Annotated in this window: 14 protein-coding genes and 1 other RNA gene; 4 read left to right on the top strand and 11 right to left on the bottom strand. The window is 34.9% G+C overall.

Going from position 1 to position 16,787, the window contains the following annotated elements; all coding sequences use genetic code 11:
• Nucleotides 1-2: 2 nt before the first annotated feature.
• The 4 genes from miaA to G7059_RS01490 are packed head-to-tail and all read right to left on the bottom strand — an operon-like array spanning nt 3 to nt 6,747.
• Nucleotides 3-869 carry a tRNA (adenosine(37)-N6)-dimethylallyltransferase MiaA gene (miaA, locus tag G7059_RS01505; protein WP_166080326.1) on the bottom strand — a complete coding sequence of 289 codons (867 nt, stop codon included), beginning with the start codon at nt 867-869 and terminating at the stop codon, nt 3-5.
• Nucleotides 866-2,701, bottom strand: coding sequence for a DNA mismatch repair endonuclease MutL (gene mutL, locus G7059_RS01500; protein WP_166080324.1), 1,836 nt, complete (start codon nt 2,699-2,701; stop codon nt 866-868). The genes miaA and mutL overlap by 4 nt, the downstream gene beginning before the upstream one ends.
• Nucleotides 2,694-5,204, bottom strand: coding sequence for a DNA mismatch repair protein MutS (gene mutS / locus G7059_RS01495; protein ID WP_166080323.1), 2,511 nt, complete (start codon nt 5,202-5,204; stop codon nt 2,694-2,696). The genes mutL and mutS overlap by 8 nt, the downstream gene beginning before the upstream one ends.
• Complete coding sequence (locus tag G7059_RS01490; RefSeq protein ID WP_166080322.1) at nt 5,197-6,747, bottom strand: PTS transporter subunit EIIB; 1,551 nt, start codon at nt 6,745-6,747, stop codon at nt 5,197-5,199. Before G7059_RS01490 ends, mutS begins: the two co-directional genes overlap by 8 nt.
• 71 nt (nt 6,748-6,818) lie before the next feature.
• On the opposite strand from G7059_RS01490, the gene G7059_RS01485 reads away from it, so the two are divergent.
• A complete protein-coding gene (locus G7059_RS01485) occupies nt 6,819-8,021 on the top strand; it encodes an FtsW/RodA/SpoVE family cell cycle protein (RefSeq protein WP_166080321.1) in 1,203 nt (400 codons plus the stop codon).
• A gap of 25 nt (nt 8,022-8,046) precedes the next feature.
• On the opposite strand, the gene G7059_RS01480 is transcribed toward G7059_RS01485, so the two are convergent.
• The gene (locus tag G7059_RS01480; protein ID WP_166080320.1) at nt 8,047-8,826 is read right to left on the bottom strand and encodes an NAD kinase; all 780 of its coding nucleotides are present in this window, start codon (nt 8,824-8,826) and stop codon (nt 8,047-8,049) included.
• Nucleotides 8,827-8,868: 42 nt separating this feature from the next.
• On the opposite strand from G7059_RS01480, the gene G7059_RS01475 reads away from it, so the two are divergent.
• The gene (locus G7059_RS01475) at nt 8,869-9,426 is read left to right on the top strand and encodes a CYTH domain-containing protein (protein WP_166080319.1); all 558 of its coding nucleotides are present in this window, start codon (nt 8,869-8,871) and stop codon (nt 9,424-9,426) included.
• Here G7059_RS01475 and G7059_RS01470 read toward each other — a convergent pair.
• From G7059_RS01470 to dnaX, 3 genes are read right to left on the bottom strand one after another with little or no spacing between them, the layout of a single operon-like run.
• Nucleotides 9,386-10,240, bottom strand: coding sequence for a hypothetical protein (locus G7059_RS01470; protein WP_166080317.1), 855 nt, complete (start codon nt 10,238-10,240; stop codon nt 9,386-9,388). The two genes, G7059_RS01475 and G7059_RS01470, sit on opposite strands and share 41 nt — an antisense overlap.
• 10 nt (nt 10,241-10,250) lie before the next feature.
• Nucleotides 10,251-10,844, bottom strand: coding sequence for a recombination mediator RecR (recR, locus tag G7059_RS01465; RefSeq protein ID WP_166080316.1), 594 nt, complete (start codon nt 10,842-10,844; stop codon nt 10,251-10,253).
• 9 nt (nt 10,845-10,853) lie between these two features.
• Nucleotides 10,854-12,665, bottom strand: coding sequence for a DNA polymerase III subunit gamma/tau (dnaX, locus tag G7059_RS01460; RefSeq protein WP_166080315.1), 1,812 nt, complete (start codon nt 12,663-12,665; stop codon nt 10,854-10,856).
• Nucleotides 12,666-12,739: 74 nt separating this feature from the next.
• Here dnaX and G7059_RS01455 point away from each other — a divergent pair, with 74 nt between their 5' ends.
• Nucleotides 12,740-13,351, top strand: a complete 612-nt coding sequence (locus G7059_RS01455; RefSeq protein ID WP_166080314.1) for a sortase — start codon at nt 12,740-12,742, stop codon at nt 13,349-13,351.
• Nucleotides 13,352-13,374: 23 nt separating this feature from the next.
• On the opposite strand, the gene G7059_RS01450 is transcribed toward G7059_RS01455, so the two are convergent.
• Together G7059_RS01450 and ffs are read right to left on the bottom strand one after the other, a co-directional pair.
• The gene (locus G7059_RS01450; protein WP_166080313.1) at nt 13,375-14,268 is read right to left on the bottom strand and encodes a GNAT family N-acetyltransferase; all 894 of its coding nucleotides are present in this window, start codon (nt 14,266-14,268) and stop codon (nt 13,375-13,377) included.
• Between the two features lie 23 nt (nt 14,269-14,291).
• An RNA gene (gene ffs, locus G7059_RS01445) (signal recognition particle sRNA small type) lies at nt 14,292-14,379 on the bottom strand.
• A gap of 191 nt (nt 14,380-14,570) precedes the next feature.
• Between ffs and G7059_RS01440 the strand changes: the two genes are divergently transcribed.
• On the top strand, nt 14,571-15,362 hold the full coding sequence (locus G7059_RS01440) for an HAD family hydrolase (protein ID WP_166080312.1): 792 nt from the start codon (nt 14,571-14,573) through the stop codon (nt 15,360-15,362).
• Nucleotides 15,363-15,401: 39 nt separating this feature from the next.
• On the opposite strand, the gene serS is transcribed toward G7059_RS01440, so the two are convergent.
• The gene (gene serS, locus G7059_RS01435; protein ID WP_166080311.1) at nt 15,402-16,691 is read right to left on the bottom strand and encodes a serine--tRNA ligase; all 1,290 of its coding nucleotides are present in this window, start codon (nt 16,689-16,691) and stop codon (nt 15,402-15,404) included.
• Between the last annotated feature and the right edge of the window lie 96 nt (nt 16,692-16,787).

Below are 16,787 nucleotides of genomic sequence, written 5' to 3'. Positions count from 1 at the left end.
TTTTATTTTGTGTTTATCCATGAATCGATGATGTCGTAAACCGTATCTAGATGTTCAATATCTATCCAGTGACTCTTTGTCTTATGTCGAAACCATGTCATTTGACGTTTCGCAAATCTACGAGTATTTCTTTGAATCTCTGAAATTAACTCATCTTGTGTCTTCTCATTTTCAAAGAAACCAGTGAACTCTCGATATCCAATAGACTGCATTGCTTGAAGCTTTAGAACATCAGGATTTTTTTCGATTAGCTTAGCTACTTCTTCGATCAATCCGTTTTCAATCATTACTTCTACACGTTTATTAATTCGATCGTACAACGTCTCGCGATCTCCTTGAAGAAACAAGACGCAAGCATCATAGACTGGTGTTTCCCCTTCATTGGACTCTACAGTTCGTTGAAGACTTCGTATGATGCGCTTACGGTTTGAAGGATGAACCTTCTCTTTGAGTTCTGGCTTTTCTTCCATTAAACGATGATAAAGGATTTCTGTAGATTCATTTAAGTCATCATGTTCTTCTTCCTCTTCGAAGCGATAATCATTAATTAGTGCATTAATATAGAGCCCTGTTCCACCAACTACTATCGGAATCTTACCCTTCGCTGTAATCTCATCAATTGCTTTTCTTGCATCTTTTTGAAATTGTGCGACATTATAACCTTCTTCGATTGAAACTTGATTAATTAAGTGATGAGTTACTTCATTTTGCTCTTCTTGATTCGGTTTGGCTGATCCAATATTTAGCTCTTTATAAACTGCTACGGAGTCTGCACTAATAATTTCTCCGTTATATTTTTTAGCGAGTTCAATCGCTAATTTTGTTTTTCCTGAAGCTGTTACCCCTGCAACAACGATTGTTTTTTTCATCGATTAAACTCTCTTATTAACTGTGAATGTTCCACAACAATTAATGTTGGTCGCCCATGAGGACAGTGTAGCGGTTGACGGCATGCACGTAATGATGCAACTAGTGCCTCCATTTCACTCATTGATAAGTATTCATTGAATCGTACTGAAGAGTGACAAGCAAGCGTAGCTATAGCACGACGACGTAAATCTTCTTCGCGAACAGTGCGTTCATCTTGAATCATATCGAGTATGGACTCAATAAACCCTTTTACTTCATTGTCTTTTATCCATGTAGGAATACTTCTCAAGACCATTGTATCTTCACCAAATGGCTCCAAATTCATTTGGAAGGCTGATAGAATGTGATTAATCTCTTCAATTCTATTAATTAGTGAAGAGTAACCTTCGATTAATAGAGGAATTAGAAGATCTTGCTGATTGTAAGTTTTATTTAATAATTGGTCTTGGTAATACTCATAACGAATTCTTTCCATTGCTGCGTGTTGATCAACAATGTATAATCCAGAATCTCCTTGTGCCAAGATATATTTTCCACTCATTTGTGCTAAAACAGTTAGTGGCTCTATGCTTTCAGTCTTTTCATCAATGCTAATATCTTCTGATTTTATCTCTTCTTCGTTACTGAAATTGATGTCTTCTGAAACTGATTGTTCAATTATCTCTGGTTCAATCTCAATTGTTTCATAAGGCCGAGACTCTTCATGAACAATAATTGGTTCAACATCTCCTGAAGGAAATGTCTTCGCAATGGGTTTCTGAGCTTCTTGTTCCTGGATAATATCAAAGGATTCAAGGAAGTCCTGTTGAACTGCACTTTCTTTTGGCTTAAAGTTAATTTTCTGAGCATGAACTCCTTCAGTTAATTTCTCCTCTAAATGGGATTGGATTAATTCAAGAAGTTGTTGTTCTTTTGATAATCGTATTTCCCATTTACTAGGATGAACGTTCACATCAACCAAATGTGGATCAACCGTTATTTTCATAACTACGATTGGATAACGATCAGTTGGCATATGTCTTCTAAAGCTATCAGCAATTGCCTTTTGAGCCTTTGGATAACGAATCATTCGATCATTGATATACAACCAAATTGAATATCGATTAGAACGGTTATGCTGTGGTTTAGCCATGATTCCTTCTATCTTAAAATCATAGTTTTCCGCTTCATACTGAATCGTATCCTGCGAAATACTTCCATAAATTCTATGGAATACATCAGCTATATCATTTCTACCATAACTTCTAAAAGTTAACTTCTCATCACTATATAATGAAAAAGCAATGTCTGGATGACCCATTGCGAATTTCTGAATTGTATCTTGAATAATACTATTTTCATAACTTACATTCTTTATATGTTTTAAACGAGCTGGCGTTTTCAAGAATAAGTTATGAACACGTATTGTTGTTCCTCGGTTTCTTGCAGCTTTTTCAAGTGCATGTTTTTTCCCGTTATCAATGAGTAAACGATGACCATTTGTATCATCATTGGTTATTGCTTCAACAATGCTTACTGAAGCAATTGAAGGTAATGCCTCGCCACGAAAACCAAAACTTAAGATAGCATTCAAGTCTTGTGTTGTTCGAATTTTACTTGTAGAGTGACGTTCAAAAGCTTGAAACAGATCTTCTCCGCTCATGCCTTCTCCGTTATCACTTACTTCAATGGACTCCATGCCACCTTCTTTTACTCTAATTTCAATATGAGTAGACGAAGCATCGATGGCATTCTCAACAAGTTCTTTAACGATTCCTGCTGGACGTTCAACAACTTCTCCGGCAGCAATCATATTGGTTAAATGTGTATCGAGTTGTCGAATTTTATTCATTTTCTTCACCTTTTAATATTGCTTGAAGCTCAGATACTAGACTCAAGGACTCAATTGGTGTCAGATTATTCACATCATGTTTTAAGAGGCGTTCACGGATTTCTGAATATGCTCTTGGTTCTACTTCCACATGAATTATTTTTGAATCGAGTTGTATATTTTCTTTTGAAAGTTCCAATAATTTAAGATTATCTTTTGCTCTATCGATGATTGTTTTAGGAAGGTGTGCTAGGCGGGCAACGTTAATACCATAAGAACGGTCAGCTCCTCCATCAATAACACGATATAAGAATGTTACATGATCATTTTCTTCATGAACTTCTACTGAGATGTTATGAACACCTTCGAGCATCGTTTCTAAAGCAACAAGCTCATGATAGTGCGTAGAGAAAATCGTTCTTGATTTAATGACATTATTTATATATTCAATAATTGCTTGAGCTAAAGCCATACCATCATAGGTTGATGTCCCTCGACCAATTTCATCAAAAAGAATAAGTGATTGCTCAGTAGCTTTAGTAATGGCACGTTGTGCTTCAGTCATTTCCACCATAAAAGTAGACTGACCCATCAGAATATCATCACTTGCACCCATTCGAGTAAAGATTTGATCTACCAGGCTTAGCTTCATTGATTCACAGGAAACATAGCATCCCATTTGTGCAAGAATAACGTTTACTGCGACCATTCTCATAAATGTACTCTTACCACCCATGTTAGGACCAGTAAGTATGAGTGTTTTGATGTCTTGATTCATATCAACATCACTCGCAATGTATTGGTGTTCTGTTAATGTGTCCTCAAGTACTGGATGTTTTCCTGTTTTTATTTCTAACACTTTTCCTTCGACAAACTCTGGTTTTGTAAATCCAGGTTTGCTTGAAAGAGCTGCAAAAGCAACAAGTACATCCACATTAGCGATAATATCACCAATGCTATGAATACGCTTGGAATATGACTTCACGTAGTCACTCAATTCATTGAAAAGTTTTGTCTCCAATTCAAGAATTCGATCAGATGCCTGACTTGATTTAACTTCATATTCTTGAAGCTCTTCACTAATGTAGCGCTCTGCATTCGTTAATGTTTGTTTTCTAATGTAGCCAAACTCATCTTTGACATTTGCTATTTGTCCTTTAGAAATCTCAATAAAATACCCAAATGCTCGGTTATACGATACTTTAAGATTCTTTATTCCCGTTAAATCTCTTTGTTCTTTCTCATAGTTAATCAACCAGTTCTTACCATTACGAGATAGTTCAAACAACTCATCAAGCTCTTTGTTTACTCCATCATTAAAGGTTCTACCCTCTTTAAAGGTAACAGGAGCATCCTCACGTATTAAGGTATCGAGTTTATGAGTTAGTTCAAGTAGTGGATCGGCATTACGAACAAATGAAAACTCCTCAAAAGATGCAAGCATATTTTGAAGTGTTTCAAATACCATTAATGTCTTTTTTAATCTTACAAAGTCTTGTGCATTATGCTTATCTGTTGAAAGTCTTGCAACAACTCGGTGAATGTCATAGCTCTCTTTTAATTCAGCTATAATTCCATCATACAATGCATAATCAACAATCAGTGTATCAATTTGTTGATGACGTAGGATTAATGCTTCTTTACTGACAAGAGGTTTCATTAAGGCTTGTTTTAAGGCACGAGAACCCATGTTAGTCTTTGTCTTATTAATATAGTGGTACAAGGATAGCTCTTGGCTATTTTGATGGTCAATAAGCTCTAAGTTAGTCATGGTTGCATAATCCATTCGTAAGTATGCTTGATCATTGAGTACCACAACATCATCCAAATGATTCAAATGTCTCTTATGAGTATAACTTAAGTACTGAATTAAGCGTGCAAGTGCCATTTTAATCGATGGATCATTATGTTTCACAGTATCATCAATTTCTTCTTGATACGATACATAGATACTGGTCTTGTTTTTAATTTCTTGAATTGTCTGTGGGTCAAAGTGAGAACTTACAACGATCTCATGGACTTGAAACTGTTGAAGTACTTTTACTATTTCTACGAACTCGTTCATAACACGAATTGCTTGAATCGATCCGCTTACTACATCACAGCTTACAATTGTTGCATACACTAAATCACTTTCGATTGAAGCAATTTCTCGTGATTCATTATCATCCATTTCAAAATATGTACCTGGTGTAACAATTTCGACTACTTCGCGTTTCACAATTCCCTTTGCAGTTTTAGGATCTTCTACCTGTTCAACAATAGCTACTTTATACCCAGCACTAACAAGCTTTTGAATGTATGACTTTGCAGCATGATATGGAACGCCACACATTGGGGCTTTCTCATCCCCTCCTGCAGATCGTGAAGTTAAAACTAAATCTAAGACTTTTGAAGCTGTTATTGCATCTTCAAAAAACAATTCATAGAAATCACCAAGGCGATAAAACACCAACGCATCATTGGTGTTTTCTTTTATCTCCATATATTGTTGTAACATTGGTGTTAGTTTTGATTTAGACATTATTTGCCCCTTCCTCGATAACTGGGCTTATTTCTAATTTAGAAATACTTTGATTAATATTTCGCTGAATCATAAATGCCGATGTTCCGATAGATAGAATAAATCCTTGACGAGATTCAATAATCCTCACAACTCCTTGTCTATGAAGTGTTGAAACATTGAGTAAATCTCTATCTTTTAGCTCTACGTGAATATGTGTCATTGTACTTGAGATGGATTCAATATTTTCAATGCCACCGAATCCTTCGATAATATCATCAATTCGTGATTGTTTGTTTACAACATTTAAGACATCCATTGCAATTCTTGAGAAATAGAATCGTGTGAAAGCAAAGTAGCCAACAAACATGATCACACCAAATAAGATTACAATTATTATTTTATTGAAGTACATAGCATTTTGCGAAATACCAATTAGGTCGATAATATTCCCTGGAGTCGCTGCAGCGATATTTCCAAAGAAACTGAATCCAAGTCCGACTGAAAAACCAGTTAAGACAGCGTAAGTAAAACTTGTCATAAATAAATGGAATAGATAAAGTGTTGGGCTTGTTGCTAACATTAGGATTTCTATTGGGAACAATACACCACCAAGCATTGATACAAGGATACCAATAATGAGTACGATGATATTTCGGTTACGTGCTCGTTTATTTGACATGATTGATGTGATTGCTGCTAAGTATCCTGGAATTGAGAACATATTGATGACATAATATGCACTAGTATAACGCCCAAATCCTGAGTTCATAACCCCCTCTTTTAATTGAGCCGCCCAAATATTAACGTCTCCGAAGAATGTCTCTCCCGATAAGTTCATCCATGTTCCACCAGTAGCTGATAACCAGAACTCACGATAAATAATTGCATCAAGATTCGCTAAAGCTAATATTCTTTCAAGTGCTCCATAGGCAAACATACTCATTGGATTGTTTGCGTCCTCTGCAATAAACTTCATCATTGAGTCGATACTTTCAAGAATAAATGGCCACATGTATGTAAAGATTGCACCAATTAGGGCACTCCCTACTATTGCGGTAATAAACTTCGTTGTCTCGAAATCAATATAGTATAAATTACTTCTATTCTTACGTGCTGAAGTCTTACGATAAATATATCGAACCAACAGGAAGATAGATAGATATCCAAAGATTCCAGTATGATATACTGTAAATGATGTTTTACCAAATTCAAGTGAAAACGACTGAACAACAGCTGACTCTGTAGCTGCAGAATTTGTTAAAACTAACATAGTTGTAATAAACACTAAATAGGAAATAATTCCTGTTACAATGATGTTGGGTTCATTCTTCTCATGTGTTAATAATTTCATGAAAACATACAATGGGAAATATGTTAAAATAATACCACCGCAAGTCATTAGGAGTTGCGAGAGCGTTACTAAAAATTGATTATCTAATTTTAAAATATTATTCAAATAAGGATTTGCAATAATTGCGCCAATAGTAATAATTGTTGACGCGAAAAAAAGAGATTTAATGGGTAATTGTAGTTGTTCGTAATACGACTGTAATCGATTCATAAAAAATACACCTCTTACTAATTGTCCTTATCTATTATACACTATTATTTTCATTCACAAAAGGAGGCTCTATGAACAAATTCATCAATGAGTCGAAACGACAGTTCACTATCGATAAAGTATTACTTTTAGTTCTTTTGGGTCTAGCAAGCTTCAGTATTGCTGGAATCTATGCTTCGGCACCACTTCTAAATGGTGGCCAGGATGCTGCTAATGGACTAATCAAACAACAAATATTCTGGTTTGGTGTGGGGATAGGAGTTATCATCTTTCTAATAAAGTTTGGTATTGACCGTATATTCTCACTCGTTAACTATGTCTATATCATTCTAATGATTGCTTTATTAGGTTTGTTGATTCCAAAGTTTGGTATCGCAAAGCCGGGATTTATACCTTTAACTAATGGTATTTATGGTTGGTATCGATTTCCTTTCGCTTCCTTTCAACCAAGCGAGTTCATGAAAATTTGTTTGGTCATTATGGCAGCAAATACGATTACAAAACATAATGCCGAAAAAACAGATCAAAGCTTTAAATCAGATTTTCAATTAATTGCTAAAATTGCTGTATTCGCTTTGCCACCACTTATATTGATATTACTACAACCTGATACTGGGATTCCTATTGTCATCATTATTAGTCTTGCAGTAATGTTCATGCTCTCAGGAGTGCGTAAAGAGTGGTTTATTATTGTTGGTACAATAGCCATTGGTTCATTACTTGGAATTGTATTCCTTTATAACAACTATCCTGAGATTCTAGGAAAGATGCTTGGTGGAGGTTCCACGGGTTATCGATTAGATCGTTTCTATGGTTGGCTTGATTATGAAAAGTACGCTAATACTCATGGATATCAACTGTTTAGAGCTCTTATCTCCTATGGTACTGCTGGATTTACAGGACATCCAATAGGTGAACTAATTGCGCCTTTCCCTGAAGCACAAACAGACTTTATCTTTGCTGTTATTTCTAATTACTATGGCTTTATTGGTGGGGCATCTGTAATTTTATTATCGATTGCCTTTGATATTAGAGTCACTCAAATTACTTTAAGAAGTGATTTAAATCGTGAGCGTTATATGATGATGGGAGTGCTTGGAATGATTGTTTTCCAACAAGTTGAAAACATTGGAATGATTATGGCACTCTTACCGATTACGGGGATCACACTTCCCTTTGTTTCTTATGGTGGTTCATCTATTGTCTCGTATATGCTTGCCCTTGCTGTTGTATTCTATATGCACAGTGAAACTACCAATCGACACAGACACTAAAAAAGAAGGATTAATTCCTTCTTTTTTAAAACAATGCGTTTAATCTATCGATATGTGATATTTCTTTGAAATGTGCGAATTTCATTCTCTTGTCACTGTTTCTCACTCTTATTTCATGGATATCATCCAAATGGATATGAAGATGATCATAGCAAAGTAGTGCATGATCAAAGGAATCGCTCTTTAATGTTACTTGAATATTAGGGTTCATAATTAGTGGAGCACCTAAACTTCTCGAATGACGGTGGTGGATTCCAGATATTTCTGTTACCTGGAGTAACTCCAATCCTGGATATATTACTGCGCCACCGATGGATCGATTATAGGCTGTTGAACCATATTGTGCAGAAATGCAGACACCATTACCTCTAAAGGTTTCAAAATATGTACTATCAAGGTACAAATCCATAGCTTGTGTTTTTACAATGTTCTCAACGCGAACCTCGTTTAATGCATAGTAATGTTTGCTAGTATGGGTGTTGTAACATTCAACTTCAAGCACTTGCTTTTCCTCGATTACAGGTTCATTATCTATATTTTCTAGAAATTCTTCTACTTCTTGAGCTGTATAATCTGTCGAAAACCCCAATGTTCCTGTGTGAATTCCTACAAATGAAACATTATCTAATATATCTAGATATTCGTGAAAGGCTTTCAATAAAGTACCATCGCCGCCAACATAAATTATTAGCTCTGGATTCTTTTCATCAATAGTAAAATTTTTCTTTACCATTGACTCCCTAATATACTTACATAAACGTTTTGATTCTTCATCTCCACGATTAATTGTTATAAAACGTTTCATGTTACACTTCCTTTTCTTTCTCTCATATTGTAACATAGATATATGAAACGAAATCTAGAAATTGAATATAAAACACTTATAGAACGCGATACATTTGATGCATTTAGAAATGCGTTGTTTTTTTCTGCTCCTGTAAAACAAGTTAATGAGTACTTTGATACAGAGGATCTAGCATTATTTAAGAAACATATTATGTGTAGGATTCGGGTTATTGATTCGTATTATGAGTTTACTCTTAAAATACCTCAAGAAGATGGTGTTATGGAATTTGAAGTGGTGCTCGACGAAAACAAGCTCGAATCAAGCAACAAGGTCATTAATTTGCTTGAGAGTCATTCTGTTGATGTCACAGAAATGAACAAAGTAGCTACAAGCACAACATTTAGAAGTACTTTTGATGATCAGTATGGGACATGGTGTCTTGATGAAACGCACTTTGATAACTCTGTAGACTACGAGATTGAGTATGAACTCTTTGGTCCTCATGAAAAAGCATACCAACATTACGTTGATACGCTTGATAAATATAATATTCCATTTAGAAAGGCTAATCCTAAATTTATACGTGCACTACTTGATAATCAGAGAATAAATCGCTAGACTTTGCTGATTCACGTAAAACAATTGAGAAAACAAGATTCTTATCTTTGTTTTCTTTTTTTATCGTTTCGATAATTCCTACTATTGCGTATTGTTGTGTTCTTGCAGAAGTACATGGAAGATAGATAGTATATTGATTATCTTTCTTATCGTATGCTATTCCATTAACATGACGGAACTCTTTTAGCACTTGAATTAATTTGAATTGTTGCGTAGACCAAGGATGAGTAATACGATACAATGTTTCTCGAATTTCTTGTTCTTCCTTATCTTCTACAATTTCTCGTAGTGACAATTCTGGATTCAGTGAGGAATACCATGAATCGATACCGATTTTTAATGCCTTGTCTAAAATAGCTTGAGTAAGTTGTTCATCCTTATCTAAGTACATATATGATTCAAGTTGTTTTGGCATTTTGTCACCAACTTCACTTAGGTAAATTGGACCTTTGAAAAATATAATATTGTTGAGTTCAATAGATTGCAATGTTTTAGGGAGTGTTTCAGCCTTATTTGTACTTTGTAAAGCTTCAATAAAGCTGTCTCTATTATGATAACCGTTTTGAGTTTCATACTTCTCCCACATTTTATCGACGCTCATTTTAGTAAATGCAGCAGCTTGTCCATAGCCTATAATGCCCTTTTCCCGTGTCTTACTATGCATATATCTTCCATCCACAAAGAAAAGTAGTGACCCCTCAGAGAACTGATCGAAATTACGCATACTTAAACGCCAGAAGTTTAAATTACGACTTCCTGAGCTTCTAATATACTCTATCATTTTTTCGTCTGAAATATATGCAATTGAACTCATCGCTTCTCCTTTAGGACTCTATATCATTACGTCCTTCGAATGCTTTTTGCAGAGTCATATCATCCGCATAGTCTAAATGGCCTCCTATTGGTAAGCCAAATGCCAATCTCGTTGTTTTAACTTTTCCATCGAGTTTCTTTGCAATATAAAGTGTCGTCATTTCACCTTCAACTGTTGCATTTAAAGCGAGAATAACTTCACGTGTTTGATCATTTATACGATTTAATAGCGATTCTAAAGTTAAATCCTCAGGAAGGATTCCTTTTTGTGTGGATATTAATCCGTTTAATACATGGTACACTCCGTTATACTCATTCATTCTTTCAATACTAAATGCTTCTTTTGCACTAGAGACAACACATATAGTATTGTGATCCCTGCTTTTGTCGGAGCACACATTACAAACTTCTTGATCTGTAAGATTATGACAGATAGTACAAGTTCTTATTGAGTCTTTAACATCTATAAGTGATTTGGCAAATTGAGCAACATCTTCCATATCGTTGTCTAAAATGCTCAGAGCATAACGTTCTGCTGTCTTTTGACCAACTCCTGGAAGTATCTTTAGTGACTCAATTAAATTATTCAACGTTTTTGGGTACATACTATCATCCTAATCTAAAATTTCTACTTCATCTCCAAAGAGACTCTTTATTGCTCGAAGCGAAGCATCTTCTACTTCTTCTTGATCTCCAGGTAGTAAATCATTAATTTCTTGTTTTGATATTTGATTTGGAAGAGTCTGACTTTGAAGTCTTTCTCTAAAAGATTCAACTGTTTTCGAGAATTCATCCATTGTGATAGCTAAAATTGCTTTATCTATACCAAATATTTCTTGTGAGAACTTCAACAATTCGACTTGGTTTCGTGTTTCTCCAAGTTCTTTTGCTTCAATACTTGTTCCCATTGCAACTACTACAAAGTAATCGTTACTAATTACAACTTTTCCACCTGCTAAAAGTCGTGCTGGCCGTGCCCATGAAGGATTATTTCTATATTGATTAATACGTTCAAAACTACGCTCATCATCGATACGTATGTCTTTATTTCCTGTAACCATGAGACGTAATAACGTTTCTTCATCTAACTCAGTTCTTTGACTCTCTTGTAGATCCAAATCCAAAGATTCTTGAGTTTCCGCTTGATTGTTTGTTGTTTTTACTTCAGTAACTGTCTCTTCTTTTTCATTTTCTTGAACTTCAACAAATTGTTCAAACATCTGATTTGACTGAGGTTCTTCATAGGACTCAGTCAAGTCGATCTCATCTAATTTTTCTTCAATTACTGGTTTCTCTACTTTTTGAGATACTTTTACAACTTCTTGTGTATTACTTGCAAGTGCTGGTTTATCTACTAACGAGAATAATTCCAGTACAGATATTTCGAAATATGTTTCTGGTTGTTGAGTAAAGCGCATCTTCTCTACATACTTCAACAACACTTCGATCATGTGCATACGATCTTCAAGTTTTATTGATTCATCTAAATACTCAATAAACTTTAAATTATTGATATTTACCAAATTTTTATTCGAAGTATGACTTAGAATAACGCTATCTTTTATGTCTGTAATGAAATCCATGAGTAAACGTTCATATTGGACGCTTTGTGATTCCATAATTTTTATCATTTCCAGTAAGGCTTCCATATTTTGAGTAATAATATTCTCGAATAGTTCTATTTTTACGGTTTGAGAAATAATTCCATTCGTACTATTGATTTGATTAATTGTTATAGCATCGTCCGCTAATACAATTGCTTGTTCAAGAATTGTAAGAGCATTACGAAGTCCACCACCCGATAATGATGCAATTAAATCTGTAACACCTGGCTCAGCTTTTACTTCTTCGTTATCTAAAATATCATCTAATCGCTTAGAAATTGCTTTATTTGGTATTCTAGTAAAGTCAAAACGTTGACAACGTGAAATGATTGTAGGGATTACCTTATGGATTTCTGTTGTTGCAAGAATAAATACAACGTGACTTGGCGGTTCTTCCAAAGTCTTCAAGAGTGCATTAAAAGCACCTTGAGACAACATATGAACTTCATCAATAATATATACTTTATACTTTCCAAGAATTGGTGTATATTTTACTCTTTCGATAAGTCCTCTAATTTCATCAACGCCGTTATTACTTGCTGCATCTATTTCCACTAGATCTGGATGTGTGTTGTCATTAGCTGCTAAACAATTTTCACAGTGTCCACATGCTATTGTATCAGAGCTTGTACAATTTATCGCTCTTGCAAAGAGTTTTGCGATAGATGTCTTCCCTGTTCCTCTTGGACCACAGAAAAGATAAGCATGAGAAATCTTATCTTTCTTAATTGAATTTACTAATACATTCATAATATGTTCTTGTGCTACGACATCGTCAATTTTGACGGGTCTATATTTACGATATAACGATTGATACGACATTTTATCACCTACATATCATTATACCATAGGCTTAATCTGTTGTAATTAAATTCTTATTTTCGTATAATCAATATATGGAAAAGAAAAAAACAATTAGAAAACCGGATTGGTTGAATATCATTGGCATCCTTTTAATCCTCACTGGATTGACTATTGGAGGCATTGATTTATTTACAAAATATACAGATCGTCGTGATCAAGCACAAGAGTTACAAGATTTTATGAAGGCTCCTCAATTGACTGACACTTCTGAAATGCCAGAAGAAGATGCTAATAAGAATGTATGGGGCGCAATAACAATCGACAAGTTAGGAGTAAACCACTTAATTGCCAAAACAAACGACTGGAGTTATTTAAACCGTTACGTTGTGGCTTATGAAAGTTCACCTAACCCACCAGAGAATGGAAACTTTGCAATTGCAGGACATAACGGTAACTGTGCTTCTTGTGTATTTAGAGACTTTGATAAGTTGGAAACTGGAGATATTGTTAAATTAGATGATAAGGTTAATACTTATGTCTATAAGATTGAAAAAATCTTTACAGTATTCCATACTGATGTATCAGTACTTGATCATACACCTAATGAAGCCACTTTGACTCTCATTACATGTACACGACAAAGCACTGAGGATGAGTATCGTACTATTGTAAAAGCAACTCTTGTTGAAACCATACCAAACTAAAGAAAAGATAAACTTCATGAAGTTTATCTTTTTTTAATCTCTTTTTTCATCATCTTATGATCAATACCTGCATCATCGAATACAGGACCATAAGATTTGTATCCTGATTTTTCATAAAATGGGATAGCCTGAAGTTGGGCTCCTAGCTTAAGATACTTATACCCAGTGTTTTCTGCTTGACGTTCAATGTACCTCATCATTTTTGAACCAACACTTTTCCCTCGAAACTCTTTGAGTACTGCTACTCTACCTACTTTGACGCTATCTCCATCCATAATGTACCGAGATGCTCCTACCGCTTTACCTTTATACATGGCAACAACATGACGAACATCATCTCTTTCCAAAGAATCATACTCGTCTATTTCTTCTTCAATTGAAACATTTTGTTCTTCTACGAAAACTTTTGTACGGACTGCAAGATACTGTTCCCACAAATCACTATTTACTCTTTTAACAGCTATTTCTTCTTCTCTTCGTTCTTTAAAAAAAATCTGAATTAATTCTTTGTTTTCCATTTCTAATACCCCTTTTACTACGTTGGGATAATGATTAAACCCTTTAATATCATTTAGGTCAAAAACAGATCCATAACTACCACTTTTCGGCTCATATGCTCCAAATACAACCGTATCTAGATGTGATTGCATAATTGCACCTGCACACATTGGACATGGTTCCAAGGTTACATAAAGAGTACACCCTTCTAGATTCCATGTGTTCAAGTGTTTTGCTGCATCATTCATGGCAACAATTTCAGCGTGTGAATCAACACTATTACTAATCTCTCTCTGATTGTAGCCTATTCCGATAATTTTCTCTTCATAGACAACAACAGCACCAACAGGAACATCACCGTTTTCATATGCAATTTTCGCTTGTTCTATTGCTTTTAACATATAGTATTCGTGTTTCATCGTATCACCGCCTTTTGAGTATTAAAAAAGCCACTACACACATAAGAGCTAAATTAAGGCTGCTGTATTCCTACCCTGACCTGGTTCATTAGATTACGTTGTAGTAGCATAGTTATTATAACAAATTTATAATAAATATCAATGTTTCACGTGAAACATATTGAGTTTTCTTTATACTTTCACTTACACATATATGAATATCTTAATGATGCATAATTTGCTACATCAGATTGATTGTAATCTGATATTTACTACTTAATTACTGGTCTATATGTTATAATTCTCAGAGAAGGAGTTATGATATGACAAAGCTATTTGTAACAGATATGGATCACACCCTCTTAGATGATGAGTCTCGTGTTCCTGAAAATTTTAAAGAAATACTAGATGACGTAAAAAGTCAAAATAAATACTTGGTGCTCGCATCAGGAAGAACTTTAGTAAGCATTAAAAATAAAGTTCCTGAGTACGCTGATGAGTTATGCATTATTTCAGATAACGGTGCAATTGTTGAGCGATTTGGTAAAATTGAGTACGTTGACAGTCTGTCTGATAATGATGTTGTTGAAATTCTTGATATATTAAGAAACGTTAAGGAAACAACAGTGATCGCTGCAACTGCACATGATGCATTCATAGAACTCTATGATGATTCTCATATTGAGGCTTTAGTAGAGTACTATCCTAATTACACAAAAATTGATGATATTCTTACTATTGATGATCCAATATTAAAAATAACTGCTTTTTCAAAGGATTATACTGTCTTTAACTACGAAAACACAATCTACCCTAAACTTGGGGAGAAATTTAATGCTGTAGTTGCCGGAAAAGTGTGGGTAGACGTTATGAACAAACACACGGACAAAGGACACGCATTAAAGAAGCTTACAGAAATTTTAGATGTTAAATCTGAAGATGTCGCAGCATTTGGTGATTACAACAATGACATCGGTATGCTCACATATGCTGGCAAGTCTTATGCAGTAGCAAATGCACATGATGATGTTAAGAATGTTGCAAATGAAGTTATTGGCTCAAACAATGAAAATTCAGTTCTAAAAACAATTGAAGATCTTCTACAATTAAAATAAGCTAAACAAGAGCCCTTATCTAATAGATAAGGGCTTATTTTATTTGTTATCAGGAACTATTTTGTCTTTAAATCCCATGTATGGTCTTAAAGGTTCTGGTATTAGTACACTACCATCTTCTTGTAAGTTATTTTCTAAGAAAGCAATTAACATACGTGGTGGAGCAACAACAGTGTTGTTTAATGTATGAGCGTATACTCTTCCTTCTTTTGTATCAATTCTGATTTTAAGACGACGAGCTTGAGCATCCGTTAAGTTCGAGCAACTTCCAACTTCAAAGAATTTCTTTTGACGTGGACTCCATGCCTCAACATCTACTGATTTATGTTTTAAATCAGCTAAATCTCCAGAACAGCATTCCAACACGCGTACTGGAATATCTAAAGAACGGAAGAATGCCATTGTTAACTTATACATTTGTTCGAAGATAGCTGCACTTTCTTCTGGACGACAAACTGCAACCATTTCTTGTTTCTCAAATTGGTGAATACGATATACTCCTCGTTCTTCTATCCCATGAGCCCCTACTTCTTTTCTAAAGCAAGGAGAGTAACTTGTAAGTTTTTGTGGCATTGTTTCTTCTGGGTGAATTGTATCGATAAACTTACCAATCATTGAGTGTTCACTTGTACCAATTAAGTAAAGATCTTCTCCCTCAATCTTGTACATCATATTTTCCATCTCTTCAAAGCTCATAACACCCGTTACAACATGACTACGAATCATGAATGGTGGAATTACATAATCATAGCCACTATCAATCATAAAATCACGTGCATACGCAGTAACCGCTGAATGTAGACGTGCAATATCTTTTTGCAAGTAATAGAAACCTGTACCACTTGTTTTGCGAGCTGAGTCTAAATCAATACCATTGAAAGACTCCATAATATCAACATGATAAGGAACTTCAAATCCTTTATCTTCTGTTGACCCTTCACGGTACCACTCAACGTTCTCACTATCATCTCTACCAATAGGTACATCATCGGCTATAATATTCGGAATTTGCATTACTAGCTGTTGAAGCTTATCAAACAAAGGTTCTTCGCGTTGTTGAATGTCTTCTAACTCAACCGCCATGTCTTGAACTTGTTTCTTTACTTTTTCGGCTTCTTCAAACTCTTTTTTACCCATTAGCATTCCAATTTCTTTGCTTAACTTGTTACGCATTCCTCGTAACTCATCCGCACGAGTCTTAATACCACGGTATTCTTTGTCGAGCTCTACAATTTCGTCAACCATAGGTAATTTATGATCTTGAAATTTTTTACGAATGTTCTCTTTGATTAATTCTGGGTTCTCTCTGAACAAATTAATATCTAACATAATCTCTCCTCCAATAAAAAAAGCACCCACGTAAGGGACGGTATGAACCGCGGTGCCACCCTTTTCAAATGTTTCACGTGAAACATCACTCGTACA

Origin of the sequence: Erysipelothrix sp. HDW6A (genome assembly GCF_011400295.1) — a bacterium.
Taxonomy (GTDB): domain Bacteria; phylum Bacillota_I; class Bacilli_A; order Erysipelotrichales; family Erysipelotrichaceae; genus Erysipelothrix.
This window is presented reverse-complemented; position numbering and strand designations above follow the sequence as displayed.

Bases quoted from the DNA above. Each gene is read 5' to 3' on its own strand.
- miaA (WP_166080326.1), bottom strand. From the start codon at position 869: ATGAAAAAAACAATCGTTGTTGCAGGGGTAACAGCTTCAGGAAAAACA.
- mutL (WP_166080324.1), bottom strand. From the start codon at position 2,701: ATGAATAAAATTCGACAACTCGATACACATTTAACCAATATGATTGCT.
- mutS (WP_166080323.1), bottom strand. From the start codon at position 5,204: ATGTCTAAATCAAAACTAACACCAATGTTACAACAATATATGGAGATA.
- G7059_RS01490 (WP_166080322.1), bottom strand. From the start codon at position 6,747: ATGAATCGATTACAGTCGTATTACGAACAACTACAATTACCCATTAAA.
- G7059_RS01485 (WP_166080321.1), top strand. From the start codon at position 6,819: ATGAACAAATTCATCAATGAGTCGAAACGACAGTTCACTATCGATAAA.
- G7059_RS01480 (WP_166080320.1), bottom strand. From the start codon at position 8,826: ATGAAACGTTTTATAACAATTAATCGTGGAGATGAAGAATCAAAACGT.
- G7059_RS01475 (WP_166080319.1), top strand. From the start codon at position 8,869: ATGAAACGAAATCTAGAAATTGAATATAAAACACTTATAGAACGCGAT.
- G7059_RS01470 (WP_166080317.1), bottom strand. From the start codon at position 10,240: ATGAGTTCAATTGCATATATTTCAGACGAAAAAATGATAGAGTATATT.
- recR (WP_166080316.1), bottom strand. From the start codon at position 10,844: ATGTACCCAAAAACGTTGAATAATTTAATTGAGTCACTAAAGATACTT.
- dnaX (WP_166080315.1), bottom strand. From the start codon at position 12,665: ATGTCGTATCAATCGTTATATCGTAAATATAGACCCGTCAAAATTGAC.
- G7059_RS01455 (WP_166080314.1), top strand. From the start codon at position 12,740: ATGGAAAAGAAAAAAACAATTAGAAAACCGGATTGGTTGAATATCATT.
- G7059_RS01450 (WP_166080313.1), bottom strand. From the start codon at position 14,268: ATGAAACACGAATACTATATGTTAAAAGCAATAGAACAAGCGAAAATT.
- G7059_RS01440 (WP_166080312.1), top strand. From the start codon at position 14,571: ATGACAAAGCTATTTGTAACAGATATGGATCACACCCTCTTAGATGAT.
- serS (WP_166080311.1), bottom strand. From the start codon at position 16,691: ATGTTAGATATTAATTTGTTCAGAGAGAACCCAGAATTAATCAAAGAG.